Raw genomic sequence first — 24,680 nt, forward strand, 5'->3', positions numbered from 1 at the left:
CCCCCCGGCTGCGCCCGCCGCCCCCGTCGTCGAGGCCCCCGCGGCCGCGGTCGAGGTGCAGCCCGCGCAGCGCCCGGGACCCCGTCCCGGTCCGGCTCCGGCCGCCCCTGAGGCACCGGCAGCTGCGGCCCCGGCCGCCCCTGTCGAGTCAGCGGCTCCCGCCGCGCCCGCAGGACCGGCCGATACCCGTCCCGGTCCGCGTCCGGGCCCGAAGCCGGCACCGCGGGCACCCCGCGTCGGCAACAACCCCTTCTCTTCCCAGCAGCCGGTCGAGCGTCCGGCTCCGCGTCCGCAGGCCGGCCCCGGTGGCCCGCGCCCCGGTCCCGGCGCCGGTGGCCCCCGTCCGGGTGCCCCCCGCCCGGGTGGCGCGTCGCCCGGCAACATGCCTCCTCGTYCGCCCGGTGCCCGTCCCGGCGCCACGGGTCGCCCCGGTGGCCCGCGTCCCGGTCCCGGCGGTCGTCCGGCGCCCGGTGGTCGTCCCGGCGGTGCCGGTGGCGGCGGCGGTAACTACCGCGGCGGTGGCGCAGGCGCCGGTGCAGGTGCCGGTGCAGGCGGCGGCGCGGCCGGCGGATTCCGCGGTCGCCCCGGTGGCGGTGCGCCCGGTGGCGGTGGCGGCGGTGGCCGTCCCGGTCAGCGCGGCGGTGCCGCGGGTGCCTTCGGTCGTCCCGGCGGCGCGGTCCGTCGTGGCCGCAAGTCGAAGCGCGCAAAACGCGCCGAGTACGAGAACATGCAGGCCCCGGTCGTCGGTGGCGTGCGGTTGCCGCACGGCAACGGTGAGGTCATCCGGCTGGCCCGCGGCGCGTCCCTGGTGGACTTCGCGGACAAGATCAACGCCAACCCGGCCTCGCTGGTGCAGGCGCTGTTCAACCTCGGCGAGATGGTCACGGCCACGCAGTCGGTCGGCGACGAGACCCTCGAGCTGCTCGGCAGCGAGATGAACTACGTCGTGCAGGTGGTGTCCCCGGAGGACGAGGACCGCGAGCTGCTGCAGTCGTTCGACCTCACCTACGGCGAGGACGAGGGCGGCGAGGAGGACCTCGAACAGCGCCCGCCGGTGGTCACCGTCATGGGTCACGTCGACCACGGCAAGACCCGCCTGCTCGACACGATCCGTAAGGCCAACGTCCGTGAGGGCGAGGCCGGTGGCATCACCCAGCACATCGGCGCCTACCAGGTCGCCGTCGAGCACGAAGGTGCCGAGCGGCTCATCACCTTCATCGACACCCCCGGTCACGAGGCGTTCACCGCCATGCGTGCCCGTGGTGCCAAGGCCACCGATATCGCGATCCTGGTGGTCGCCGCCGACGACGGCGTGATGCCGCAGACGGTGGAGGCCATCAACCACGCCCAGGCGGCCGATGTGCCGATCGTGGTGGCGGTCAACAAGATCGACAAGGAAGGTGCTGACCCGCAGAAGATCCGGGCGCAGCTCACCGAGTACAACCTGGTGGCCGAGGACTTCGGTGGCGACACCATGTTCGTCGACATCTCGGCGAAGAACGGCACCAACATCCAGGCGCTCGAGGAGGCGGTCCTGCTGACCGCCGACGCGGCGCTGGACCTGCGGGCCAACCCCGACATGGAGGCCCAGGGTGTGGCCATCGAAGCGCACCTGGACCGCGGTCGCGGCCCGGTCGCCACGGTGCTCATCCAGCGCGGCACCCTGCGGGTCGGCGACTCGGTGGTCGCCGGCGACGCCTACGGACGTGTCCGCCGGATGGTCGACGAGCACGGCGACGACGTCGTGGAGGCGCTGCCGTCGCGGCCGGTCCAGGTGATCGGTTTCACCTCGGTGCCGGGCGCAGGCGACAACCTGCTCGTGGTCGACGAGGACCGGATCGCCCGCCAGATCGCCGACCGCCGCAGCGCGCGCAAGCGCAATGCGCTGGCCGCACGCAGCCGCAAGCGGATCAGCCTGGAGGACCTGGATTCGGCACTGAAGGAGACTTCGCAGCTGAACCTGATCCTCAAGGGCGACAACTCCGGCACCGTCGAGGCGCTGGAAGAAGCCCTGCTGGGCATCGAGATCGACGACGAGGTGGAACTGCGCGTCATCGACCGCGGTGTCGGTGGCGTCACCGAGACCAACGTCAACCTGGCGTCGGCCTCGGACGCGATCATCATCGGGTTCAACGTCCGCGCCGAGGGCAAGGCCACCGAACTGGCCAACCGCGAAGGTGTGGAGATCCGCTACTACTCGGTGATCTACCAGGCCATCGATGAGATCCAGGCCGCGCTGCGGGGCATGCTCAAGCCGGTCTACGAGGAGAAGGAGCTCGGCCGCGCCGAGATCCGCGCGATCTTCCGGTCGTCGAAGGTCGGCAACATCGCCGGTTGCCTCGTCACCTCGGGCATCATGCGCCGCAACGCCAAGGCCCGGTTGCTCCGCGACAACGTCGTGGTCGCCGAGACCGTCACCATCTCCTCGCTCAAGCGGGAGAAGGATGACGCCACCGAGGTGCGCGACGGGTACGAGTGTGGTCTGACGCTGACGTACTCCGACATCAAGGAAGGCGATGTCATCGAGGCGTACGAGCTCGTAGAAAAGGCTCGCACCTAAATGGCTGATCCGGCACGCGCCAAGCGGCTCGCCAAGCGGATCTCCACGATCGTCGCCTCGGCCATCGAGTACGAGATCAAGGATCCGCGACTGGCGGGTGTGACGATCACGGACGCGAAGGTGACCGCGGACCTGCACGACGCCACGCTGTTCTACACGGTGCTGGGGTCGACGCTGGAGGACGAGCCGGATTATGCCGGCGTCGCCGCGGCGCTGGAGAGCGCGAAGGGTGTATTGCGGTCCAAGGTGGGCGCCGGCACCGGGGTGCGTTTCACCCCGACGCTGGCGTTCACCAGGGACACCGTGCCCGACGCCGCGAATCGGATGTCGGAGCTGCTGTCCCGGGTGAAGGCGGCCGACGCCGACTTGGCCAAGGTCAGGGAGGGTGCCGTGCCGGCAGGTGACGCGGACCCGTACCGTGTGAGCGGGGTGGAGGACGACCGTTCTGACTACGCGGCTGAGGACACCAGTGACGACGACCGATTCGAGGACTGAGCGAGGGCTGACTGGCGCGCGGGTCGATGCGCTGGGCGCTGCAGAACTGTGCGCCGCGGCCCGCACCATCGTCGTGGTCTGCCACGTCTACCCGGACGCCGACACGATCGGGGCAGGCCTCGCGCTGGCACAGGTGGCGGCCGGAGCCGGCAAGGACGTCCAGGTCGGCTTCGCCACCCCCGCCGAGCTCCCGGAATCGCTGCACAGCCTGCCCGGCGTGGACCTGCTGGTCGCACCGGAGCAGCTGCGCCGCGACGCCGACCTCATCGTCACCGTCGACATCCCCAGCGTGAACCGCCTCGGCAGCCTGTCCGAACTCGTCGACGCTAAGCGCGGTGTGCTCGTCATCGATCACCACGCGTCCAACGCGCTGTTCGGGACCGCCAACTACGTGGATTCCTCGGCCGATTCGACGACCATGATGGTCGCCGAGTTGCTGGACGCCTGGAGCAAGCCGATCGACGGTCCGGTCGCACACTGCCTGTACGCCGGGTTGACCACCGACACCGGATCGTTCCGCTGGGCCAGCGCCAGGGCGCACCGGCTGGCCGAACGGCTGCTGGACCTGGGCGTCGACAATGCCGGGATCAGCCGCACGCTGATGGACACCCATCCCTTCGAGTGGCTGCCCATGCTTTCCCGGGTGCTGGGTTCGGCCCGGCTGATCACCGACGCCGCAGGCGGCGACGGTCTGGTGTATGCCGTTGTGCCGCACGCGGAATGGTCCAAGGCGCGGTCGGAGGAGGTGGAGAGCATCGTCGACATCGTGCGTACCACCGCCGAGGCCGAGGTGGCTGCGGTCTTCAAGGAGACCCAGCCCGGGCAGTGGTCGATCTCCATGCGTTCCAAGACCCTGGACGTGTCGCAGGTGGCCGCCGAGTTCGGTGGCGGCGGTCATCGGCAGGCGTCGGGCTTCACGGCCACCGGCACCGCCGATGAGGTGGCCGCGGCCCTGCTCGATGTCCTCGGCTGACCAACCCGTCACTGCGCGGCGGATCGCCGGTCTGGCACTGCCCGCCCTGGGAGTGCTTGCGGCCGAACCGCTTTACCTGCTGTTCGATATCGCGGTCGTCGGGCGCCTCGGCGCGCTGAGCCTCGCCGGGCTGGCCATCGGCGGACTGGTGTTGTCGTTGGTGTCCTCGCAGGGCACGTTCCTGTCGTACGGCACCACCGCACGGTCTGCCCGGTATTTCGGTGTGGGCGACCGGGCCGCCGCCGTTCGTGAGGGCGTGCAGGCCACCTGGCTGGCGGTGGGCCTCGGCGTGCTCATCGTCGCGGTGGTGCAGGCCGCCGCGGTGCCGATGCTCGCGGTCCTCGCCGACGGTGGTGCCATCGCCGCGGCGACGTTGCCCTGGTTGCGCATCGCGATCTTCGGCGCACCCGCGATCCTGATCTCGTTGGCGGGCAACGGCTGGATGCGTGGCGTGCAGGACACCGCACGTCCGCTGCGCTACGTGGTGTCCGGGTTCGTCGTGTCGGCGGTGTTGTGTCCGTTGCTGGTGTACGGCTGGCTGGGGTTGCCCCGGCTGGAGCTCGAAGGCTCGGCGGTGGCGAACCTCATCGGTCAGTGGCTGGCGGCACTGTTGTTCTGCCGCGCCCTGCTGGCCGAGCGGGTGCCCTTGCGGGCCGACGGCGCGGTGCTGGCCTCCCAGCTGTTGATGGGTCGCGATCTGTTGTTGCGCTCGTTGGCCTTTCAGGTGTGCTTCGTTTCCGCTGCCGCGGTGGCGGCCCGTTTCGGCGCGGCCGCCGTCGCAGCGCACCAGGTCGTGCTGCAGCTGTGGAGTTTCCTTGCCCTGGTGCTGGACTCGCTGGCCATCGCGGCGCAGTCCCTGGTGGGCGCCGCGCTCGGCGCCGGTCACCTGACGTTGGCGAAGTCGGTGGCGTGGCGCGTGACGGTGTTCTCCGCCGTCGCCGCGGTGGTCCTGGCGCTCCTGTTCGCCGCGGGCGCGCCGGTGATGCCGGCGCTGTTCACCGACGACAGATCGGTGCTGGATGCCATCGACGTGCCGTGGTGGTTCCTGGTCGCGCAGATCCCCGTCGCCGGTGTGGTATTCGCGATCGACGGGGTGCTGCTCGGCGCGGGCGATGCGAAGTTCATGCGCAACGCGACGCTGCTCAGCGCGCTGCTCGGGTTCTTGCCGTTGATCTGGCTGTCGCTGGCATTCGGCTGGGGCCTGGTCGGAATCTGGTCCGGGCTGAGCACTTTCATGGTGCTGCGCCTGGTGTTCGTCGGCTGGCGGGTGTTCTCGGGCCGCTGGCTGGTGGCCGGCACGGGCTAGCGGCGGCGATCACCGCCCCGCCCTACCGCACCTGCGAGCGGCCCCGCTCGAACACCGATGCCCGGCTGGCGGCGATGTCGTCGCCGGAGGTGTCGGCCATCCAGGCCCGCGCCGACTCGGCTTCGACCCACAGCCCCGCCTGGGTCTGCTCGGCATCGATCCGGTGGTACGAATCGAGAAGGGCCCGAACGGCTTTCTGGTTGTTACCGACGATCGACGCGGCCACCTTGCGTGCCGCGGGCAGCAGCTCGTCATGCGGTACCACCTCGGTGACCAGTCCGGCCCGCAGGGCGTCGGGGGCTGACAGGTAGTCACCGGTCAGGCTCATCCGGCGGGCCAGCCCGACGCCGACCTTCTGGGGCAGCCGCACCGACAGGCCCCACGTGGGCAGCAGGCCGACCCTGGCGTGGGTGTCGGCGAACCGGGCGTGCTCCGAGGCGATCAGGATGTCGCAGTACAGCGCGAGTTCCAGGCCGCCGGTGACGGCGGAGCCGTTGATCGCGCCGATCACCGGCTTGGTCATCGGCGGCCACTTGGGGGAGATGTCGGGCAGCTCCGTGGTGTCGCCGAGCTCCTTGAGGTCCAGGCCCGCGCAGAACACCGGGTCGGCTCCGGTCAGGATCACCACGTCGACGTCGTCATCGGCCTGCGCGGTCCGCAGCGCGGCATAGAACGTGGTGCGCAGCTGCGCGGAGAGCGCGTTGCGCGCCTGCGGCCGGTTCAGGGTCAAGGTGCGGACGCGGTCGGTGGTGTCGACGAGGAGCACTTCAGCGGCAGTCATCCGATGAACATATCGTGGAGGCATGTGCCGAAACATCACCGAGTTGCGCGGCCTGGAACCGGCCGCCACCACCGAGGAGATCGACGCCGCCTCGCGCCAGTTCATCCGCAAGATCAGCGGGATCACCCGGCCCACCGCCGCCAACGTCGAGGCGTTCGAGGCGGCCGTCGCCGACGTCACCGAGATCACCACCCGACTGTTGGAACAGCTGCCCGCCCGCCGCCAGCCGCCCAAGACCGTCCCGCCGCTGCGCCGCCCCGAGGTGCGGGCGCGCTTGGCGGCCAAGTGAATTCACCCGCTCTCAAAGAGTGGAGTGCAGCGGTCCGGGCGCTGCTCGACGGCCGCCAGACGGTACTGCTGCGCAAGGGCGGCATCCACGAGAAGCGCTTTTCCCTTGATCCAGCGGAGACCGCGGCATCGTTCCTGCTGTTCCCGACGGTCGCGCACAGTCACGCGCACCGGGTACGGCCGGAGCACCGAGATCTGCTGGCCCACGACGGCCGGGAGGCCGACAGCACCGAGGAGGCCGTGGTGCTGCGGGCCGGCGCGAAGGTGATTGCCGCGGTCCAGGTGAACCGGCCCGAGGCCATCGATGAGATCGCCGACCTGCACATCTGGACCGCCGAGTCGGTGCAGGCCGACCGGCTGGACTTCCGGCCCCGGCACCTGCTGACCGTGCTGGTGGTGCAGGCGTATCCGCTGTCGGCGCCGATCCGACTGCCGCGAGTGCCCGAATACGCGGGCTGCGCCAGCTGGCTGCAGGTCGACGCCCGCGGGGACCTCGGCGCACCGGTGCACGACGCGGACACCCTGGCCGGGGTCGTGGAACGGGTGCGCGGCTCAGTCGGCTGACGGAGCGGTGCGGCTCGCCGGCAGGAGCAGCCGGGACCGGCCGTCGTGGGCGATGGTGTGGGTGGCCGACCGCAACGTCTGCCCGGTCTCGGTGGGCTCGCCGGTGCCGAGATTGCGGGCGAACCGCGGATGAGAACCACCGGCGACCAGCACCCGGATCCGGCTACCGGCCGCGAAACGGTGCGCCATCGCGTCCAGCTCGATCCGCACCACGTCCTCGGCGAATGACGTGTACCGGCGGAAGCCGTCGGTGACGTTGCGCGACCGCCCGTCGGCGCCGACCTCACTGACCCGCACGAAAAGGTCGTGATGCGGGTTGTCGGTGCGGTGGGCCAGCTCGATCACCGGAACGCCCACCGCGTAGAGCTCGTCGGGCAGCGGCGGGCCGGTGAAGCTCAGGACGTCGGCACGGGCGGCCAGTGCGGTGTCGTCGCGGTAGCCGCCCTGCCCGGACAGCAGCCGGCCGCCGACGGTGGGGGTGGGATCGGCGGGCTCATAGGTGAAGCTGGAGGCCAGTCCCGCGATGCCGTCGCCCGGCGCGTCGGTGAGTTGTCCCGCGGCCTGCAGGTAGAACGACCGCTGCTGCACCGCGGGCGGCCAGTCCGGCAGATCGACCCAGCCGTGATCGTTGATGTGGATCCGAACAGGACTGCGCGGCGTGCTGGGCCTGCCCGCCAGGTGGGTGCCCAGCCAGTCCAGTGTCTCGCGCAGGACGACGGACGCGCCCCGCTGCATCAGCTGGGTGTGCGTCCAGGATCCGACGGTCAGTGCCGTGTCGACGCCACGCCCGCGCAGGTGCGAGTACTGGTGCAGGGTCTGGTCCAGGAACAGGTCCTGCCAGCCGCTGATCAACAGCACCGGGACGTCGACCCGGTCCAGCGCCTCGTTAGCGGCCAGCCGGGCCCACTGCTCGGGATCCTCGTCGGGCGGCTGCAACCAGGACTCATACCAGGTGGCTCCCTCGCCCAGCAGTTGGCGCCCGGCCGCGCCGACGGGCAGGTCCATCGTCGCGGCGTCGACCCGCCGGCCGGCCTGGGCCTGGCGCACGATCGCCCGGGCCAGGTTCGGATCCTCCTGGTGGGACATCATGTGACTCCAGCCGAGGAAGTCGTTGAGTGAGAATGACCCTGTGCCCCAGGAGGATTGCGCGAAGTCGTGCGGACCGACGCTGATCACGGCGGCGACCAGTTCCGGGGGTGGGTCGGTGAGCAGCGCCCACTGGGTGAAGCCCAGGTAGGACAGCCCGATGGTGGCGAAGGTGCCGGTGAACCACGGCTGTTCGCGCAACCAGGCCGCGGTGTCGGCACCGTCGGGCACCTCGTTGACCATCGGGACGAAGTCGCCGCCGGAGCCGAATGTTCCTCGTACGCTTTGGAATACGACGTGGTACCCGCGGCTGGCGTAGATGCTGCCGAACAGGATGGTGAAGGGGAAACGGCGCCCGTACGGCGCGCGGACCAGCAGCGTCCCCGCCGGGGTGGCCGTCAGCGGCGCGTAGTGGTCGGCGAGCAGCTCCACACCGTCGCGCATGGGCACCGGCACCGCCCGGTGCACGACGTAGTCACACGTCGGAGGCGGCAGGTGCAGGGCGCGCCCGAGTGCGCGCCGGGACAGCTGCGAAATTCTAGAGCTCACCTAATAAAGGCTACCGATCAGAATTTGTAGAACGGGGCCAACTCGTTGGCGCGTTGCAGGTTGGTCTGCAGGCAGTCCGGTCCGTCCGGCGAATGGATCGGCGAGTAGAACAGCGATTGCTGGATGACGCCGTAGCTGGTCTTGAACGCGATCATGCAGGTGATCCACCAGCGGTCGTTCCAGTCGGTGGGCTTCATGATCCAGTACTGGGCCGCGCGGTGGCCGCCGATGTTCAGCTCGACCGCATCGGCGGGCAGGGTCTGCTCGTAGGTCCGCCAGACGAACGCCTCGATGGCCATCTGATAGTTGCCGGCGTCGTAATGGCAGCGCAGGCTGTCCTCCGGGGTGGGCGGCGTGAAGGCCAGCCCGATGCGCTGCACCACGTCCAACGGGATGTCGCGGCACGGATCGAACGGCGACGGGTCGGTGGTTTCGACGACCGGCCACTTGATGGTCGTGGACACGTTGGTCAGCGGCATGTCGGCGGCGCGGACCTGCGCCGGAGCGCCGGCAGGGTTCGCCTGCCACACCACGATCACCGCCGCGACGAGCGCACACAACGCCGACAGCATTCGCAGTTTGGCAGCCATCACACCCCCATACATCGTCTTCCGACCCGAGAGTCCGAGCTGAACCCTGCCGGGAGTCTAAACGAGAACAAGTTCTAGTTGCCCCGCTTCGGTCATCTCGCGGGCCGCCGAGCGACGCAAGTAGGCTTGACCGTTGTGTCCGCGACGTCACGAGATCAACGCCGGCCTGTGCTGTGGGCCATCAGCGACCTGCACACCGGTCACACGGGAAACAAGCCGGTCACCGAATCGCTCTACCCGTCCTCTCCGGAGGACTGGTTGATCGTTGCCGGTGATGTCGGTGAGCGCACCGACGAGATCCGGTGGGCGCTGGATCTGCTGCGCAGGAGATTCGCCAAGGTGATCTGGGTGCCGGGCAATCACGAGCTGTGGACCACCAACAAAGACCCCATGCAGATCTTCGGGCAGTCCCGGTACGACTACCTGGTCACCATGTGCGACGAGATGGGCATCGTGACCCCGGAGCACCCGTTCCCGGTGTGGAACGAGGAGGGCGGTCCGGCGACCATCGTCCCGATGTTCCTGCTCTACGACTATTCGTTCCTGCCCGAGGGCACCGCGACCAAGGCCGAAGGTCTGGCGGTGGCCCGCGAGCGCAATGTGGTGGGCACCGACGAATTCCTGCTGTCCTCCGAGCCGTTCGCCACCCGCGACGCCTGGTGCCGGGACCGGGTCGCCCAGACCCGCAAGCGACTCGAAGACCTGGACTGGATGAACCCGACGGTGCTGGTGAACCATTTCCCACTGGTGCGTGAACCCTGCGACGCGATGTTCTACCCCGAGTTCGCACTGTGGTGCGGCACCACCGCGACGAAGGATTGGCACACCCGCTACAACGCCATCTGCTCGGTGTACGGGCACCTGCACATCCCCAGGACCACCTGGTATGACGGGGTGCGGTTCGAAGAGGTGTCCGTCGGCTATCCGCGGGAGTGGCGCCGCCGCAAGCCATATCGCTGGCTGCGCCAGATCCTGCCGGACCCGAGGTACGTGCCCGGCTACCTCAACGAGTTCGGCGGCCATTTCGAGATCACCGACGAGATGCGCGAGAACGCGCAGAAGATGCAGGAACGCATCAAGACCCGGCGGGGGTACTGAGGGTGAGCCTGTTGCGCGCACTGGTGCCCGCGGCCGTGATGTCGGCCGAGGCCTACGCCGACCCACCGGGTCTGATGCCGTTGCCGGAGGAAGAGCCGTTGGTCGCGCGGTCGGTGGCCAAGCGGCGCAACGAGTTCGTCACCGTGCGGCACTGCGCCCGGCAGGCGCTCGGCGAGCTGGGCGTGGCGCCGGTCCCGATCCTCAAGGGGGACAAGGGCGAACCGTGCTGGCCCGACGGCGTGGTCGGCAGCCTGACCCACTGCGACGGGTTCCGCGGTGCAGTCGTGGGCCGCAACGCCGACGTGCGTTCGCTGGGGATCGACGCCGAACCCCACGATGTCCTGCCCAAGGGGGTGCTCGACGCGATCAGCCTGCCGGCCGAGCGGGTCGAACTCGGCGGCCTGCCGGGTGGGCTGCATTGGGACCGAATCCTGTTCTGCGCCAAGGAGGCCACCTATAAGGCGTGGTTCCCGTTGACGCACCGCTGGCTGGGGTTCGAGGACGCCCACATCCGGTTCACCCCCGGTCCGTCGGGATCGGCGGGCACCTTCGAGTCCAGGATCCTGATCGATCCCGCCGCCGAGTCCGGACCGCCACTGACGGTGTTGGCCGGTCGCTGGTCGGTCGTCGACGGGATTGCGCTGACGGCGATCACGCTGTGACCCCCCAGCCGCCGGCCCCCGGCCTGGTGATCGTCGACAAGCCTGCCGGTCTCACCAGTCACGACGTGGTCGGGCGGTGCCGGCGGTTCTTCGGCACCCGAAAGGTGGGCCACGCGGGCACCCTGGACCCGATGGCCACCGGGGTCCTGGTCGTCGGCATCGAACGGGCCACCAAGATCCTCGGTTTGCTCACGGCGACCGACAAGTCTTATGCCGCCACCATCCGGCTGGGCCGCACGACGTCCACCGAGGACGCCGAAGGGGAAGTGCTGCAAGATATTTCGGCAACACATGTCACCGACGCGCAGATCGAGGCCGCCGTCGCCGCGCTGCGCGGTGACATCGAGCAGGTGCCGTCGGCGGTCAGCGCCATCAAGATCGGGGGTCAGCGGGCCTACAAGTTGGTCCGCGAAGGTCAGACCGTCGAACTGGCTGCCCGCCCGGTGCGCATCGGCCGATTCGACGTGCTGGAGGTCCGGCGACCGGGTTCCGAACCCTTCATCGACGTGGACGTCGAGGTGGACTGCTCGTCGGGCACCTACATCCGGGCGCTGGCACGCGATGTCGGCGCCACCTTGGGGGTCGGTGGACATCTGACCGCGTTGCGGCGCACCAAGGTCGGTCGCTACGGACTCGACGAGGCCCGCACCCTGGATGAGTTGAGTGATGCGGCTCGGTTGTCCTACAGCCTGGATGAGGCGTGCCTTCTGGGATTCCCGCGCCGCGACCTCACCGACGCGCAGACCGAGGACGCCCGGCACGGCCGGGCGCTGGAGCCCGGGGGGATCGACGGCGTGTACGCCGCCACCGCGCCGGACGGCCGGGTGATCGCGCTGCTGCAGGACGGTTCGGCGCGCACCACCTCCGTCGTCGTGCTGCGGCCGGCCACGTTGTAGGACGCGCGGCCCGGTGTGGTCATCCCGGCGTCGTGACCAATTCGAGACCAGGCCCACAAGAATTCATGGGAACCGGGGTCGTCCGGGTTGCGTTGTTACGTATATGACGATGCAGTTGCCCGCTCATCCCTCCGAGTGGTTCGGGTACCTCCCCGATCGCACGGACGGACGGCGCGTGGCGCCCAGGCGTGACGGCGCGCGGATCTTCCACCACCGCGAACGCGAAGTCCCCATCGGCTACATCGACGCCTCCCAGCACCTGGCCGCCTCGCCGGCGTCGGTCTGGCAGGTCCTCACCGATCCCCGTACCTGGGATCAGTGGTTCGCGGTCCACGACAGCTGGGTTGCCCCGGCGCCGTCCGCCCTTGCGGCCGGAACCCGGCTGAGTGCGACGTTGAGCATGCTCGGCGTCACCAACACCCTGGACTGGGTGGTCGAATCGATCGAGGACGATACCCGGATCGAACTGGCCGCGACCGGCCTCGGTGGACTGTCGGTGCGGTTGATGTTCAGGGTCTCCCCGGCCGGATCCGGCTCGTGGATCACTGCGAGCGGGCAGTTCAGCGGTGCGGTGCTCAGCCCGGCGCTGCTGGATGCGGTCGAGGCCGACGGTGTGGCCAAACTGGTGGAGAGCCTGACCGCCCTGGACAGGCGGGCACGCGAGCTGCAGGCCCGCGAGACACCGGCTCGGCCGCAACTGCGCCTGGTGCGTTAAGGCACAACCCAGATGGCTTGTGCCGCAGGGCTTCCCAGGTCGATCACGGTGTGGTCCTCGTCGGTATCCTCGGATTCGATGCCCACCGAGATCATGCCCGCGAAGTCGCGCCGGGCCAGCACGCGTAGCCGCGAGTCCAGGCTGATTCCCACACTGTCGAAGTAGCGCAGCATTTCGGGGTCGGCGTCGGAGATGCGCGCGACCGTCCCGGTGTCGCCGTCGTTGCACGCCGACAGCTGGCGGGCGGGGGGTGTGGGCACCCTGCCGTCGGCCGCCGGAATCGGGTCGCCGTGCGGATCGCGGGTCGGGTAACCCAGCTTCGCGTCGATGCGGTCCAACATCCGGTCCGACACCGCGTGTTCGAGGATCTCGGCCTCGTCGTGCACCTCGTCCCAGCCGTAGCCGAGCTCGCGTACCAGGAACGTCTCCATCAGCCGGTGCCGGCGCACCATCGCCAGCGCGGCGCTGCGCCCCGCCTCGGTCAGCGTCACGGCCCCGTACTTCTCGTGATCGACGAGGCCTTGATCGGCGAGTTTTCGGATCGATTCGGACGCGGTGCTCGCCGAAACGCCGATCCGTTCGGCGAGCAGCTTGGTGCTCACCTTCTCCCTGGACCACTCCTGGGCGGTCCAGATGACTTTCAGATAGTCCTGCGCCACCGTCGTCAGGTCTTGCGGGTTGCCGTTGGGACTCACGTGGACCTCACAACCAGAGAGTTTAGGCAATCATCACCTGAACCGGGGATCCAGCGCAGACGGCCTGGCGCGCGCGCCGTAGGCTGGCGTCGTGCAACGGTGGCGGGGCCGGGAGGACATCCCCACGGACTGGGGGCGATGCGTCGTCACCATCGGCGTGTTCGACGGTGTTCACCGCGGCCACGCCGAACTGATCAATCACGCGGTCAAATCCGGCCGCTCGCGCGGAGTGCCCACCGTGCTGATGACCTTCGATCCGCATCCGATGGAAGTGGTCTTCCCCGGTAGTCATCCGGCGCAGCTGACCACGCTGACCCGGCGGGCCGAACTGGTCGAGGAAACGGGTATCGACGTCTTCCTGGTGATGCCGTTCACCGCGGACTTCATGAAGCTGACCCCCGAGCGCTACATCCACGAGTTGCTGGTGGAAAGCCTGCACGTCGTCGAGGTCGTGGTGGGGGAGAACTTCACCTTCGGCAAGAAAGCCGCGGGCAACGTCAACCTGCTGCGCAGGGCGGGTGATCGGTTCGGCTTCGCGGTCGAAGGAATGTCCCTGGTGTCCGAGGTTTCCGCGGCGGCTGCCACCAATCGCGACGAATCGGTGACGTTCTCCTCGACTTACATCCGCTCCTGCGTCGACGCGGGTGACGTGGTGGCCGCCGCCGAGGCGCTGGGCCGGCCGCACCGGGTCGAGGGCGTGGTGGTGCGCGGGGACGGGCGCGGTCGCGTGCTCGGATTCCCGACCGCCAACGTCGCGCCGCCCATGCATTCGGCCATCCCGGCCGACGGTGTCTACGCGGCCTGGTTCACCGTCCTGGGGCACGGCCCGGTCGTCGGGACCGTCACGCCGGGGCAGCGCTATCAGGCGGCGGTCTCGGTGGGCACCAACCCGACCTTCTCCGGACGGACCCGCACGGTCGAGGCGTTCGTCCTCGACACCGAGGCCGACCTGTACGGCCAGCACGTCGCCGTCGACTTCGTGGCCCGCATCCGTGGCCAGGAGAAGTTCGACTCGGTCGATGACCTGGTGGTGGCCATGCAGGGTGATACCGCCCGGGCCCGCACGATTCTCGCTGCGCAGTAGAGGACTGCTAGACTTCCCCGCGACCCAGCGCGTGCTGCAGTTCGCGGCGGCCGCGCCTTAGTTCAATCCTCGCGATACCTATTGATGGAGTTGTTTCGTGGCGCTCACCGTCGAACAGAAAAAAGAAATTCTCGGCCAGTACGGCCTTCATGACACCGACACCGGTTCGCCGGAGGCCCAGGTCGCCATGCTGACCAAGCGGATCTCCGATCTGACCGAGCATCTGAAGCTGCACAAGCACGATCACCACTCGCGCCGCGGACTGCTGCTGCTGGTGGGCCGTCGTCGCCGGCTGCTCAAGTACGTCGCTCAGGTCGACGTCGAGCGTTACCGCTCGCTGATCGAGCGCCTCGGTCTGCGTCGCTGACGCCCAGAATCGCGGCTGTCGCGGCCGCGTTCTGTTTTCTCGTGGGGGGACTCACCACCGGTTGTTCGTCGGCTGCTGCCGCGGATCTGCGGGCCGGGGACTGCCTGAAAGTGGGCGGTCCGCCGGACCGGCCGGAAGCCATCAAGGCGCAGTGCGGTAGCCCCGAGTCGAACTACAAGGTCGTCGCCACCGTTGCCACCGGCGACGAGTGCCCCACCGATGCCGACTCGTACTACTCGATGCGCAGCACCTTCGGCGACGGCGGCAGCACCATCTGCATGGATATCGACTGGGTGGCCGGTGACTGCATGAGCATCGACCCGGAGCACGACCGCGACCCCAGCCGGGTGAATTGTGCCGACGCCGCCCAGCCACACCGCCAGCGTGCGACCCAGATCCTGCAGGGGGTGGCCAATGTCGATCAGTGCAGCAGCGGCGTCGGCTACCCGTACGACCAGCGTGACTTCACCGTGTGCGTCGAAGACGTGGCATGACCGGGGTCATGATGCCCCGGTGTAACATAGGGGTGTTTTAGGCCACTGGGCCTTGGCACTTGGTGCGGTTCGCGTGTTTCCGCGCGCACCGTTCCTGTGCGTCACCGCACCGTTCGAGGGATCGGGCGGTCTTCGGTAGTGGCTGCCGGGAGAAGATCCCCGGCAGCTTCGATCGACGGCCGTAGCCGCATCCGGAACGGGATCTGAGTTCGCTGACGCGCGAAACAGTTGAATACCCGAGCAAGAGAGGCTGTACGGACACATATGTCTGCAGTTGAAACCGACGAAGGCGTGTTTGAATCCACCGCCGTCATCGACAACGGGAGCTTCGGCACCCGCACCATCCGCTTCGAGACGGGCCGCCTGGCCCGGCAGGCCGCCGGTTCGGTCGTCGCCTACCTCGACGACGAGACCATGCTGCTGAGCGCCACCACCGCCAGCAAGTCCCCGAAAGACCATTTCGACTTCTTCCCGCTGACCATCGACGTCGAGGAGCGGATGTACGCCGCGGGTCGCATCCCCGGCTCGTTCTTCCGCCGCGAGGGCCGTCCCTCCACCGACGCGATCCTGACCTGTCGTCTGATCGACCGGCCGCTGCGCCCGACCTTCGTGTCCGGCCTGCGTAACGAGATCCAGGTCGTGGTCACGGTGCTGAGCCTGGATCCCAAGGATCTGTACGACGTGCTGGCCATCAACGCCGCGTCGGCGTCCACCCAGATCTCCGGCCTGCCGTTCTCCGGTCCGGTCGGCGGCGTCCGCGTCGCGCTGATCTCCGGTCAGTGGGTCGCATTCCCGACCGTCGAGCAGCTCGAGACCGCCGTGTTCGACATGGTCGTCGCGGGCCGCAAGGCCGGTGACGACGTCGCGATCATGATGGTCGAGGCCGAGGCCACCGACAACGTCATCGACCTCATCGCCGGCGGTGCCGGTGCCCCGACGGAGTCCGTCGTGGCCGAGGGTCTGGAAGCCGCCAAGCCGTTCATCGCCGCCCTGTGCGATGCGCAGCAGGCGCTGCACGAGGCCGCCGGCAAGGAGACCGCGGTGTACCCGCTGTTCCCCGACTACCAGGACGACGTCTACGCCCAGGTATCCGGGGTGGCCACCGAGGCGCTGTCGCAGGCCCTCACGATCGGCGGCAAGGCCGAGCGTGATGCACGCACCGACGAGATCAAGGGTGAGGTGCTGGAGCGTCTCGCCGACACCTTCGCCGGACGCGAGAAGGAGATCGGCGCCGCCTACCGGTCGCTGACCAAGAAGCTTGTGCGCCAGCGCATCATCACCGATCACTTCCGCATCGACGGCCGTGGCGTCACCGACATCCGCGCCCTGAGCGCCGAGGTCGCGATCATCCCGCGGGCGCACGGCAGCGCGTTGTTCGAGCGCGGCGAGACCCAGATCATGGGTGTCACCACGCTGGACATGGTCAAGATGGCCCAGCAGATCGACTCGCTGGGACCTGAGACCTCCAAGCGCTACATGCACCACTACAACTTCCCGCCGTTCTCGACCGGTGAGACCGGCCGCGTCGGTTCGCCCAAGCGCCGCGAGATCGGCCACGGTGCACTCGCCGAGCGCGCCCTGATGCCGGTGCTGCCGAGCGTCGAAGAGTTCCCGTACGCCATCCGCCAGGTGTCAGAAGCGTTGAGCTCCAACGGTTCCACCTCGATGGGCTCGGTCTGCGCCTCGACCCTGTCGCTGCTGAACGCCGGTGTGCCGCTCAAGGCCCCGGTCGCCGGTATCGCCATGGGTCTGGTGTCCGACGATGTCGACGGTGAAACCCGTTACGTCACCCTCACCGACATCCTCGGTGCCGAGGATGCGTTCGGCGACATGGACTTCAAGTGCGCAGGCACCAAGGACTTCGTCACCGCCCTGCAGTTGGACACCAAGCTCGACGGCATCCCGTCCAAGGTGCTGGCCGGTGCGCTGGCCCAGGCCAAGGACGCGCGTCTGACCATCCTCGACGTGATGGCCGAGGCCATCGACGAGCCCGACGAGATGAGCCCGTACGCGCCGCGGATCACCACCATCAAGGTGCCGGTAGACAAGATCGGCGAGGTGATCGGGCCCAAGGGCAAGATGATCAACTCGATCACCGAGCAGACCGGCGCCTCGATCTCCATCGAGGACGACGGCACGGTGTTCGTGGGTGCCAGCAATGGCGAGGCCGCGCAGGCCGCGATCGACATGATCAACGCGATCGCCAACCCGCAGCTGCCCAAGGTCGGCGAGCGGTTCCTGGGCACGGTCGTCAAGACCACCGACTTCGGTGCGTTCGTGTCGCTGCTGCCGGGTCGTGACGGGCTGGTGCACATCAGCAAGCTGGGCCGTGGCAAGCGCATCGCCAAGGTCGAGGATGTCGTGAAGCTCGGTGACAAGCTCCGGGTGGAGATCGCCGATATCGACAACCGTGGCAAGATCTCGCTGGTCCTGGTCGCCGAAGAGGGCGAGACCTCCGGGGAAGCTCCTTCGGCGCCTGCTGACGCTCCCGCCGACGCTGATGCCGCGACCGCTGACGCCTAAACCAGCATTACGCCGCGTCAACAGCGGCGAAGACACCTCCGAGGCAGTGCGGATCTCCGTACTGCCCGGAGGGTTGCGGGTGGTCACCGAGTACATCCCGTCCGTGCATTCCGCATCGGTCGGGGTGTGGGTCGGTGTCGGTTCCCGCGACGAGGGTCCATCGGTGGCCGGTGCGGCGCATTTCCTCGAGCACCTGTTGTTCAAGTCGACGCCGACCCGGTCTGCCGTCGACATCGCGCAGGCGGTGGACGCGGTGGGCGGTGAGCTCAACGCGTTCACCGCGCGTGAGCACACCTGCTACTACGCGCACGTGCTGGACACCGATCTGGAACTCGCGGTGGACCTGGTGGCCGACGTCGTCCTGCGCGGCCGTTGTGCCGCAGCGGATGTCGAGGTCGAACGCGACGTCGTGCTGGAAGAGATCGCCATGCGCGACGACGACCCGGAGGACACCCTCGGGGACGTCTTCCTGACGGCGATGTTCGGCGATCACCCCGTCGGACGCCCGGTGATCGGCAGCGTCGAGTCCATCGAGTCGATGACCCGCGCGCAGTTGCACTCGTTCCACGTCCGCCGGTACACGCCGGAGCGCATGGTGCTGGCGGTGGCCGGCAATATCGACCACAAACGGGTCGTCGCTCTCGCCCGCCGGTATTTCGGAGCGCATCTGACCGACGGGCGCACCCCGGTGGCGCACCGTAAGGGTGCGGGCCGGGTGCCCGGACAGCCGGGTCTGCTGGTGGTCAACCGTGACTCCGAGCAGAGTCATGTGCTGGCCGGGGTGCGGACACCGGGACGCTACTGGGAGCATCGCTGGGCGTTGTCGGTGCTCAACACCGCACTCGGTGGCGGCCTGAGTTCCCGTCTGTTCCAACAGATCCGGGAGTCGCGCGGCCTGGCCTATTCGGTGTATTCGAGCGTGGACATGTTCTCCGACGCCGGTGCGTTCTCGGTGTACGCGGCGTGCCTGCCGGAGCGGTTCGACGAGGTGGTCCGGCTGGCCACCGACGTGCTCGCCGACGTGGCCGTCGACGGGATCACCGAAGCCGAATGCCGGATTGCCAAGGGCTCGTTGCGCGGTGGTCTGGTGCTGGGCCTGGAGGACTCCGGATCGCGGATGCACCGGATGGGCCGCAGTGAGCTCAACTATGGCGCGCACCGCACCATCGCGCAGACGTTGGCGCAGATCGACGCCGTCACCCTCGATGAGGTGAACGGCGTGGCCCGCGCCCTGCTCTCGAAACCATTGGGTGCTGCGGTGCTGGGGCCGCACAAGACGAAACGCTCACTACCGCAACGTCTTCGGCAAATCTAGGGTTGGTCGGTAGGGTTGGGGCATGCGAATGTCCCGACGAAACGTGATCATTGGCGGCCTGACTTTCGCGGCGGTGATGTCCGCAGGTCAGCGGGCGTCCGCCGAACCGGTGTCGCCACTGGATGAACGCATCGGTGCGCTGGAGCGCCGGCACAATGCCGTGGTGGGGCTGGCGGCGGTCAACCTGGATTCCCCGGGCGCCGTGTCGCACCGGGCCGACCAGGCGTTCGCGATGTGCTCGACCTTCAAGGCGTACGCCGCCGGTCGGGTGCTACAGCAGGTGGGACGGGGCGAATTCACGCTGGAAGACACCGAATTCGTCGATCCCGCGGCAGTGGTCGCGAACTCGCCGCGCACCGGACCCCGGGCGGGCACCGAGATGACATTGGCCGAATTGTGTCAGGCGGCCCTGCAGGTCAGCGACAACACGGCGGGCAACCTGTTGCTGAAGCGTATCGGCGGCCCGCAGGCCGTCACCGCCTTCGCGCGCAGCATCGGTGACGACCGCACCCGCCTGGACCGGTGGGAGACGGAGCTGAACTCGGCGATCCCCGGCGACCCGCGGGACACCAGCACGCCGGCGGCACTCGGCGGGGGATACCGCGAGCTGCTGACCGGGGCTGCGCTGGCTGCGCCGCAGCGGCAGTTGCTGGAGGACTGGATGCGGGCCAACGAAACTTCCAGTGCGCGTGCCGGTCTGCCCGCCGGGTGGACGACGGCGGACAAGACGGGCAGTGGCGATTACGGCAGCACCAACGATGTGGGGATCGCCTTCGGACCTGCGGGGCAGCGGATCCTGCTGGCCATCATGACCCGGTCGGCGACCGACAACCCGAAGGCGGACGCGCTGCGCCCGCTGATCGGGGAGCTCACCACTCTGGTGCTGCCCTACCTGCTGGACCCCGATCACCCCTGAGATACACATCGCCCGGCCGGATGAATCCAGCCGGGCGACGGTGGGGGTGAAGCGTCAGATCAGGACGGCCGAGGGATCGGTGAACGCCAATCCCAGGTCGGCGGCCACGTGCTCGTTGAGCAGCGCGCCCTCGTGCGTCGAGAGGCCCTTGGCCAGCGCGGCGTCGGCGGCACACGCGGCCTGCCAACCCTTGTCGGCGAGCCGGAGCACGTAGGGCATCGTCGCGTTGGTGAGCGCGTAGGTCGACGTCCGCGGGACGGCGCCCGGCATGTTGGCCACGCAGTAGAACACGGTGTCGTGCACGGCGAACGTCGGGTCGTCGTGGGTGGTGGGGCGGGAATCCTCGAAGCAGCCGCCCTGGTCGATCGCGATGTCGACCAGCACCGCGCCGGACTTCATGTGTGCCACAGTCGCATTGGTGACCAGCTTGGGGGCCTTGGCACCGGGCACCAGCACGGCACCGATCACCAGGTCGGCCTGCTTTACGGCTTCTTCCAGATCGAGGCTCGACGAATAGCGGGTCTCGATGGCGCCGCCGTATTCGGCGTCGATCTTGCGCAGGGTGTTGACGTTGAGGTCGAACACGGTGACATGCGCGCCCATGCCCCAGGCCACGGCCGCTGCGTTGTCGCCGGCCATGCCGCCGCCGATGACGACGACCTTGGCCGGAGCGACGCCGGGGACGCCGCCCATGAGCACGCCGCGACCACCCTGCGTGCGCATCAGGTGGTAGGCCCCGACCTGGGCCGCCAACCGGCCCGCGACCTCACTCATCGGGGCGAGCAGGGGAAGAGCGCCGTCAGTGGTCTGCACGGTTTCGTACGCGATCGAGGTGGTGCCAGAGGCCAGCAGGGCGTCGGTGCACGGCCGGGACGCGGCCAGGTGCAGGTAGGTGAACAGCGTCTGGCCCTTGCGCAGGCGGCTGTACTCGGCCTCGATGGGCTCCTTGACCTTCAACAGCAGGTCGGCCTCGGCCCACACCTGATCGGCGGTCGCCACGATCTCGGCGCCGACGGCCTTGAAGTCGTTGTCGGCGACGGCCGAACCCTCACCGGCGCCGGCCTGGATGACCACATCGTGGCCACGGCGGGTCAGTTCGGCCACGCCGGCCGGGGTGATGGCGACGCGGAATTCGTTGTTCTTGATCTCGGTCGGGATGCCGACGCGCATTTCGTGCTCCTGTAAGCGTTGGGATGCTGCGTCTAGTGTGAATAACCTTCGAATGGACGGCAATAACTACGATAAAGATTCGCTAAGATACCGCCATGCGTGAACAATCAACGCCACCGAGGGCGCGTCTGGCCCCTGCACCGAAGGATGTTCGGCCGGCCGAGCTCGACGACATCGACCGGCGCATGCTGCTGGCCCTGCATGCCGATGCCCGTGTCTCCAACAGTGCGCTGGCCGAGACCGTCGGCATCGCCCCGTCGACGTGTCACGGCCGGTTGCGGCGGCTGCAAGACATCGGCGTGATCCGCGGCTTCTACACCGACATCGACCCCGCGGCGGTGGGCCTGGCCCTGCAGGCCATGATCTCGGTGAGTCTGCAATCCCATGCGCGCGGCCGGATCCGGGACTTCATCGCCAACATCCGTAAACGACCCCAGGTGATGGACGTCTACTTCCTGGCCGGCGGCGAGGATTTCATCCTGCACGTCGCCGCACGGGACACCGACGACCTGCGCTCCTTCGTCGTGGAGAACCTCAATGCGGACGCCGACGTCGCAGGCACGCAGACGTCGCTGATCTTCGAGCATCTGCGCGGCGCGTCACCGCTCTAGTGCGACACCAGCTCGGGGTGGAACGTCGTGACCATCCGGCGGATCCCGTCACGCCAGTCCACCGCGGTGCCGCCGACGAGTTCGTGCATCCGCGTCGTATCGGTCGGACCGCCACGCAACGCCTGCTCGCTCACTTCGAACACCGGCTCGACACCGACCAGTTCGCCGATGTAGGCGCACCACTCCTGCAGGCTCACCGTCTGATCACCGCACCAGTTGACCGTCGTCGCGGGCACCGATGCCGCCGCGAGCATCTTGGGCAGCGTCGCGATGATGTCGTCCTCGTGAATGGGGTTGTAGCGAGCCGGTCCGCCGGGCGGGACCGGGATCGGCACACCGGAGCGCATCATCTCCATCTGATAGAACGGCCAGCCGCCGTTGTCGCCATACGGCACGTTGAGCCGCGCGATGACCGTCGGTACGCCGAGTGCGCGGGACATGGTCCGCGCCACCGCCTCACCCGCGATCTTCGAGATCGAGTACGTCGGAAGCAGTGACTTGTGGTTGTCACCGAGCGCCGTCGTCTCGGTGCGGGGCTCGTCGTCCGGCGGGTCGTACACCGCGGCAGACGAACAGTGCAGGAAGGCCTTAGCGTCGGCGCAGTGCGCCATCAGCAGGCCGACGGACTCGGCGTTGGCCGCCAGGTCCTTGTCCCAGCGCCCGCTCTTGGCGACCGCTAGATTCAGGACGTATTCGAAATCGGACGGGATCCCGCTGAAGTCACCCGCGGCCAGGTTCACCTTCTCGCAGCGAATTCCGGCGCGCTCCAAGTTCTCTCGGGCCGTGGTGTCGGTGAAGCGGGCGATGCCCCACACCTCGTTGTCGGCCGCCAGCGACAAGGCCAGCGGTGCGGCGACCTGTCCGGTCGGGCCGGTGATGAGAATCTTCGCGCCACGCATGGCCAGATGCTACTCGGCGCGCAGCACCAGTCCGTTGCCTTCGGCGCCGGTCATCGTCAAGCGGTCGGCGTCGATCACGGTCGTGACCGGTCCGTCGAGCACCCGCACGATCGATCGTTCGATGTCACCGAGTTCGCCGTCGCACGCCGGCCCGCTGGTGTTGAGCGGACCGAACGTCACGGTGCTGCCGGTGATCTCGGCGCGACCGTAGAACGTGTTGCATCCCGTCCATCCGGTGACGGTCTGATCGGCGCGGATGGTCAGTCCGGGCTTTGCCTGCTCCAGTGCCACCGAGGTCATGGCGGCCTGCTTGCTGACCAGTGTGGCCACCCGCCAACTGGTGCCGACGAGCGGCCTGTCGGGGTCCACCACCGACTTGTCGCGCAGCGTGACGGCGGTGGTATCGGTACGCAGCGTGAGGGTGTCGGCATTCAGCGTCCACGCCGGGCGGCCCTCCAGGAGTCGCGCCATCCAGGAATCGGCGTCGCCGAGGGGCGGCGGACAGGCCATCATGGTGGTCGCCAGCCGGGTGCTCAGGTGCCCGTCGCGCAGATCGGCCGGTCCCGATCCGTGGTTGCAGCCGGCAAACGCCGAGAGCCGACCGTCGGCGAAGCTGAGCGTCAGTGGCCCGCCGCCGGGGATGCGCTCGCCCGCCACGTCCACCGACACGAAGGTGCGGTCCTGCGGTGTGGGGTCGTCGTCGGCGGCGGCGGTCGGGGCGCAGCCGGCCATCGCCAGCGTGGCAAGCACGAACGGGACAAGGCGCATGGGTTCACGGTACGGGTACCGCAGTAGGCTGCCACCCATGCGAGTTGCAGTTCTGGGTGCCAAGGGCAAGGTGGGCGCGACCATGGTCGCGGCCGTTGCGGACGCCGCCGATCTGGAGTTGTCGGCCGAGGTCGACGCGGGCGACGCGCTGAGCGCGCTGACCGACAGCAACACCGAGGTGGTCATCGACTTCACCCACCCTGACGTGGTGATGGACAACCTGAAGTTCCTGATCGACAACGGCATTCACGCGGTCGTCGGGACCACGGGCTTCACCGATGACCGCGTCGCGCAGGTGCAGGCGTGGCTCGACGCCGCACCGGGTGTCTCGGTGCTGATCGCCCCGAACTTCGCCATCGGCGCGGTGCTCACCATGCACTTCGCCAAGCAGGCCGCGCGCCATTTCGAGTCCGTCGAGGTCATCGAGCTCCATCACCCGCACAAGGCCGATGCGCCGTCGGGTACCGCGGCACGGACCGCCAAGCTCATCGCGGAAGCGCGGAAAGGCTTGCCGCCCAACCCCGATGCCACCAGCACCGGCATCGACGGTGCACGCGGTGCCGATGTCGACGGAATCCCGGTGCACTCGATCCGGCTGGCCGGGCTGATCGCGCACCAGGAGGTGCTGTTCGGCACCACGGGGGAGACGCTGACCATCCGGCACGACAGCTTGGACCGCACCTCGTTCGTCCCGGGCGTGCTGCTCGGTGTCCGCAAGGTGGCGCAACACCCCGGCCTGACCATCGGCATCGAACCGCTGCTGGACCTGTAATGGCCGGTGACGGTGCCCGCAGCCTGCGCATCCAGCTGCTGATCGGCCTGATGTGCGTGGCGATGGTCGCCTACTTCATCATGATCGGCCGCATCGCGTTCGCGTTCCTGGCCTCCGGTGAGTGGGCGCCCATCGGGCTGGGGGTGGCTCTGCTGCTGCTGCCGATCGTCGGGTTGTGGGCCATGGTGAGCACGCTGCGGGCCGGCTTCGCCCATCAGCGGCTGGCCCGGCTGGCCCGCGAGAGCGGGATGGAACTCGACGTCAGCGACCTGCCGCGGATGCCGTCGGGCCGGATCGACCGCGACGCGGCCGACGCGCTCTTCGCGACGGTGCGCGAGGAGTTGGATGCCGACCGGGACAACTGGGTGCGGTGGTACCGGTTGGCCCGCGCCTACGACTACGCCGGTGACCGGTCGCGGGCCCGCGAGACGATGCGCACTGCGGTCGATATGGAGCGCGCGTGAGGTTGCTCGTCGTGCACCACACGCCCTCGCCGCACTGTC

At 68.7% G+C, this 24,680-nt stretch carries 26 protein-coding genes; 19 read left to right on the forward strand and 7 right to left on the reverse strand.

The genetic code is table 11. The features are described from left to right. The 4 genes from infB to AC1DY7_RS09945 all read left to right on the forward strand — a co-directional run. On the forward strand, positions 1-2,560 hold a 2,560-nt coding region (gene infB, locus AC1DY7_RS09930), incomplete at its 5' end, for a translation initiation factor IF-2 (RefSeq protein WP_477493513.1). Next, complete coding sequence (gene rbfA, locus AC1DY7_RS09935; protein WP_477493514.1) at positions 2,561-3,055, forward strand: 30S ribosome-binding factor RbfA; 495 nt, start codon at positions 2,561-2,563, stop codon at positions 3,053-3,055. Continuing rightward, positions 3,030-4,028 (forward strand): DHH family phosphoesterase, encoded by a 999-nt coding sequence (locus AC1DY7_RS09940; protein WP_477493515.1) that lies wholly within the window; start codon positions 3,030-3,032, stop codon positions 4,026-4,028. Before rbfA ends, AC1DY7_RS09940 begins: the two co-directional genes overlap by 26 nt. Further along, positions 4,015-5,334 (forward strand): MATE family efflux transporter, encoded by a 1,320-nt coding sequence (locus AC1DY7_RS09945; protein ID WP_477493516.1) that lies wholly within the window; start codon positions 4,015-4,017, stop codon positions 5,332-5,334. The genes AC1DY7_RS09940 and AC1DY7_RS09945 overlap by 14 nt, the downstream gene beginning before the upstream one ends. Before the next feature lie 22 nt (positions 5,335-5,356). Here the strand turns inward: AC1DY7_RS09945 and AC1DY7_RS09950 are convergent, their stop codons facing one another. After that, a complete protein-coding gene (locus tag AC1DY7_RS09950) occupies positions 5,357-6,115 on the reverse strand; it encodes an enoyl-CoA hydratase (protein ID WP_477493517.1) in 759 nt (252 codons plus the stop codon). 22 nt (positions 6,116-6,137) lie between these two features. Here AC1DY7_RS09950 and AC1DY7_RS09955 point away from each other — a divergent pair, with 22 nt between their 5' ends. Both AC1DY7_RS09955 and AC1DY7_RS09960 read left to right on the forward strand, forming a co-directional pair. Beyond that, entirely contained in the window at positions 6,138-6,404 is a 267-nt protein-coding gene (locus AC1DY7_RS09955) for a DUF2277 domain-containing protein (RefSeq protein ID WP_477493518.1), read from the forward strand. Continuing rightward, entirely contained in the window at positions 6,401-6,967 is a 567-nt protein-coding gene (locus AC1DY7_RS09960; protein WP_477493519.1) for a DUF1802 family protein, read from the forward strand. Before AC1DY7_RS09955 ends, AC1DY7_RS09960 begins: the two co-directional genes overlap by 4 nt. Here the strand turns inward: AC1DY7_RS09960 and AC1DY7_RS09965 are convergent. Beyond that, the gene (locus AC1DY7_RS09965; protein WP_477493520.1) at positions 6,956-8,602 is read right to left on the reverse strand and encodes a CocE/NonD family hydrolase; all 1,647 of its coding nucleotides are present in this window, start codon (positions 8,600-8,602) and stop codon (positions 6,956-6,958) included. The genes AC1DY7_RS09960 and AC1DY7_RS09965 overlap by 12 nt on opposite strands. 17 nt (positions 8,603-8,619) lie before the next feature. Further along, entirely contained in the window at positions 8,620-9,192 is a 573-nt protein-coding gene (locus AC1DY7_RS09970; protein WP_477493521.1) for a DUF3558 domain-containing protein, read from the reverse strand. 126 nt (positions 9,193-9,318) lie between these two features. On the opposite strand from AC1DY7_RS09970, the gene AC1DY7_RS09975 reads away from it, so the two are divergent. From AC1DY7_RS09975 to AC1DY7_RS09990, 4 genes are all read left to right on the forward strand, one after another. Next, a complete protein-coding gene (locus tag AC1DY7_RS09975; protein ID WP_477493522.1) occupies positions 9,319-10,290 on the forward strand; it encodes a metallophosphoesterase family protein in 972 nt (323 codons plus the stop codon). Between the two features lie 38 nt (positions 10,291-10,328). Continuing rightward, a complete protein-coding gene (pptT, locus tag AC1DY7_RS09980) occupies positions 10,329-10,952 on the forward strand; it encodes a 4'-phosphopantetheinyl transferase PptT (protein WP_477493798.1) in 624 nt (207 codons plus the stop codon). Further along, on the forward strand, positions 10,949-11,848 hold the full coding sequence (truB, locus tag AC1DY7_RS09985) for a tRNA pseudouridine(55) synthase TruB (RefSeq protein WP_477493523.1): 900 nt from the start codon (positions 10,949-10,951) through the stop codon (positions 11,846-11,848). Before pptT ends, truB begins: the two co-directional genes overlap by 4 nt. Positions 11,849-12,023: 175 nt before the next feature. Then, on the forward strand, positions 12,024-12,563 hold the full coding sequence (locus AC1DY7_RS09990; protein ID WP_477493524.1) for a type II toxin-antitoxin system Rv0910 family toxin: 540 nt from the start codon (positions 12,024-12,026) through the stop codon (positions 12,561-12,563). Here the strand turns inward: AC1DY7_RS09990 and mntR are convergent. After that, positions 12,560-13,258, reverse strand: a complete 699-nt coding sequence (gene mntR / locus AC1DY7_RS09995) for a manganese-binding transcriptional regulator MntR (RefSeq protein ID WP_477493525.1) — start codon at positions 13,256-13,258, stop codon at positions 12,560-12,562. The two genes, AC1DY7_RS09990 and mntR, sit on opposite strands and share 4 nt — an antisense overlap. Positions 13,259-13,349: 91 nt before the next feature. Here mntR and AC1DY7_RS10000 point away from each other — a divergent pair, with 91 nt between their 5' ends. The 6 genes from AC1DY7_RS10000 (at position 13,350) to bla (ending at position 19,957) form a co-directional block, all read left to right on the forward strand. Then, positions 13,350-14,342, forward strand: a complete 993-nt coding sequence (locus AC1DY7_RS10000) for a bifunctional riboflavin kinase/FAD synthetase (protein ID WP_477493526.1) — start codon at positions 13,350-13,352, stop codon at positions 14,340-14,342. A 97-nt stretch (positions 14,343-14,439) separates the two neighbouring features. After that, positions 14,440-14,709: a 30S ribosomal protein S15 gene (rpsO, locus tag AC1DY7_RS10005; RefSeq protein WP_477493527.1), complete on the forward strand. Its 270-nt coding sequence runs from the start codon at positions 14,440-14,442 to the stop codon at positions 14,707-14,709. An 8-nt stretch (positions 14,710-14,717) separates the two neighbouring features. Beyond that, on the forward strand, positions 14,718-15,203 hold the full coding sequence (gene lppU, locus AC1DY7_RS10010; RefSeq protein WP_477493799.1) for an LppU family putative lipoprotein: 486 nt from the start codon (positions 14,718-14,720) through the stop codon (positions 15,201-15,203). 264 nt (positions 15,204-15,467) lie between these two features. Next, positions 15,468-17,726, forward strand: coding sequence for a polyribonucleotide nucleotidyltransferase (locus AC1DY7_RS10015; protein ID WP_477493528.1), 2,259 nt, complete (start codon positions 15,468-15,470; stop codon positions 17,724-17,726). Then, on the forward strand, positions 17,704-19,041 hold the full coding sequence (locus AC1DY7_RS10020) for a M16 family metallopeptidase (RefSeq protein WP_477493529.1): 1,338 nt from the start codon (positions 17,704-17,706) through the stop codon (positions 19,039-19,041). Before AC1DY7_RS10015 ends, AC1DY7_RS10020 begins: the two co-directional genes overlap by 23 nt. A 22-nt stretch (positions 19,042-19,063) precedes the next feature. Beyond that, positions 19,064-19,957 carry a class A beta-lactamase gene (bla, locus tag AC1DY7_RS10025; RefSeq protein ID WP_477493530.1) on the forward strand — a complete coding sequence of 298 codons (894 nt, stop codon included), beginning with the start codon at positions 19,064-19,066 and terminating at the stop codon, positions 19,955-19,957. A 54-nt stretch (positions 19,958-20,011) separates the two neighbouring features. On the opposite strand, the gene ald is transcribed toward bla, so the two are convergent. Next, complete coding sequence (gene ald, locus AC1DY7_RS10030) at positions 20,012-21,127, reverse strand: alanine dehydrogenase (RefSeq protein ID WP_477493531.1); 1,116 nt, start codon at positions 21,125-21,127, stop codon at positions 20,012-20,014. Between the two features lie 95 nt (positions 21,128-21,222). On the opposite strand from ald, the gene aldR reads away from it, so the two are divergent. After that, complete coding sequence (aldR, locus tag AC1DY7_RS10035) at positions 21,223-21,738, forward strand: HTH-type transcriptional regulator AldR (protein WP_477493532.1); 516 nt, start codon at positions 21,223-21,225, stop codon at positions 21,736-21,738. Here the strand turns inward: aldR and AC1DY7_RS10040 are convergent. Further along, a complete protein-coding gene (locus AC1DY7_RS10040; RefSeq protein WP_477493533.1) occupies positions 21,735-22,637 on the reverse strand; it encodes an NAD-dependent epimerase/dehydratase family protein in 903 nt (300 codons plus the stop codon). The genes aldR and AC1DY7_RS10040 overlap by 4 nt on opposite strands. Before the next feature lie 9 nt (positions 22,638-22,646). Further along, positions 22,647-23,405, reverse strand: a complete 759-nt coding sequence (locus AC1DY7_RS10045; RefSeq protein WP_477493534.1) for an META domain-containing protein — start codon at positions 23,403-23,405, stop codon at positions 22,647-22,649. A 37-nt stretch (positions 23,406-23,442) separates the two neighbouring features. Here AC1DY7_RS10045 and dapB point away from each other — a divergent pair, with 37 nt between their 5' ends. Both dapB and AC1DY7_RS10055 read left to right on the forward strand, forming a co-directional pair. Continuing rightward, positions 23,443-24,177 carry a 4-hydroxy-tetrahydrodipicolinate reductase gene (gene dapB, locus AC1DY7_RS10050; protein ID WP_477493535.1) on the forward strand — a complete coding sequence of 245 codons (735 nt, stop codon included), beginning with the start codon at positions 23,443-23,445 and terminating at the stop codon, positions 24,175-24,177. Continuing rightward, positions 24,177-24,641, forward strand: coding sequence for a hypothetical protein (locus AC1DY7_RS10055; RefSeq protein ID WP_477493536.1), 465 nt, complete (start codon positions 24,177-24,179; stop codon positions 24,639-24,641). The genes dapB and AC1DY7_RS10055 overlap by 1 nt, the downstream gene beginning before the upstream one ends. Positions 24,642-24,680 lie beyond the last annotated feature (39 nt).

Source organism: Mycobacterium sp. P2_H7 (assembly GCF_056403275.1).

Bases quoted from the DNA above. Each gene is read 5' to 3' on its own strand.
- dapB (WP_477493535.1), top strand. From the start codon at position 23,443: ATGCGAGTTGCAGTTCTGGGTGCCAAGGGCAAGGTGGGCGCGACCATG.
- AC1DY7_RS10015 (WP_477493528.1), top strand. From the start codon at position 15,468: ATGTCTGCAGTTGAAACCGACGAAGGCGTGTTTGAATCCACCGCCGTC.
- AC1DY7_RS09955 (WP_477493518.1), top strand. From the start codon at position 6,138: ATGTGCCGAAACATCACCGAGTTGCGCGGCCTGGAACCGGCCGCCACC.
- AC1DY7_RS10045 (WP_477493534.1), bottom strand. From the start codon at position 23,405: ATGCGCCTTGTCCCGTTCGTGCTTGCCACGCTGGCGATGGCCGGCTGC.
- AC1DY7_RS09945 (WP_477493516.1), top strand. From the start codon at position 4,015: ATGTCCTCGGCTGACCAACCCGTCACTGCGCGGCGGATCGCCGGTCTG.
- bla (WP_477493530.1), top strand. From the start codon at position 19,064: ATGCGAATGTCCCGACGAAACGTGATCATTGGCGGCCTGACTTTCGCG.
- AC1DY7_RS09950 (WP_477493517.1), bottom strand. From the start codon at position 6,115: ATGACTGCCGCTGAAGTGCTCCTCGTCGACACCACCGACCGCGTCCGC.
- ald (WP_477493531.1), bottom strand. From the start codon at position 21,127: ATGCGCGTCGGCATCCCGACCGAGATCAAGAACAACGAATTCCGCGTC.
- AC1DY7_RS10055 (WP_477493536.1), top strand. From the start codon at position 24,177: ATGGCCGGTGACGGTGCCCGCAGCCTGCGCATCCAGCTGCTGATCGGC.
- AC1DY7_RS10020 (WP_477493529.1), top strand. From the start codon at position 17,704: ATGCCGCGACCGCTGACGCCTAAACCAGCATTACGCCGCGTCAACAGC.
- pptT (WP_477493798.1), top strand. From the start codon at position 10,329: ATGTCGGCCGAGGCCTACGCCGACCCACCGGGTCTGATGCCGTTGCCG.
- AC1DY7_RS10040 (WP_477493533.1), bottom strand. From the start codon at position 22,637: ATGCGTGGCGCGAAGATTCTCATCACCGGCCCGACCGGACAGGTCGCC.
- AC1DY7_RS09970 (WP_477493521.1), bottom strand. From the start codon at position 9,192: ATGGCTGCCAAACTGCGAATGCTGTCGGCGTTGTGTGCGCTCGTCGCG.
- rbfA (WP_477493514.1), top strand. From the start codon at position 2,561: ATGGCTGATCCGGCACGCGCCAAGCGGCTCGCCAAGCGGATCTCCACG.
- aldR (WP_477493532.1), top strand. From the start codon at position 21,223: ATGCGTGAACAATCAACGCCACCGAGGGCGCGTCTGGCCCCTGCACCG.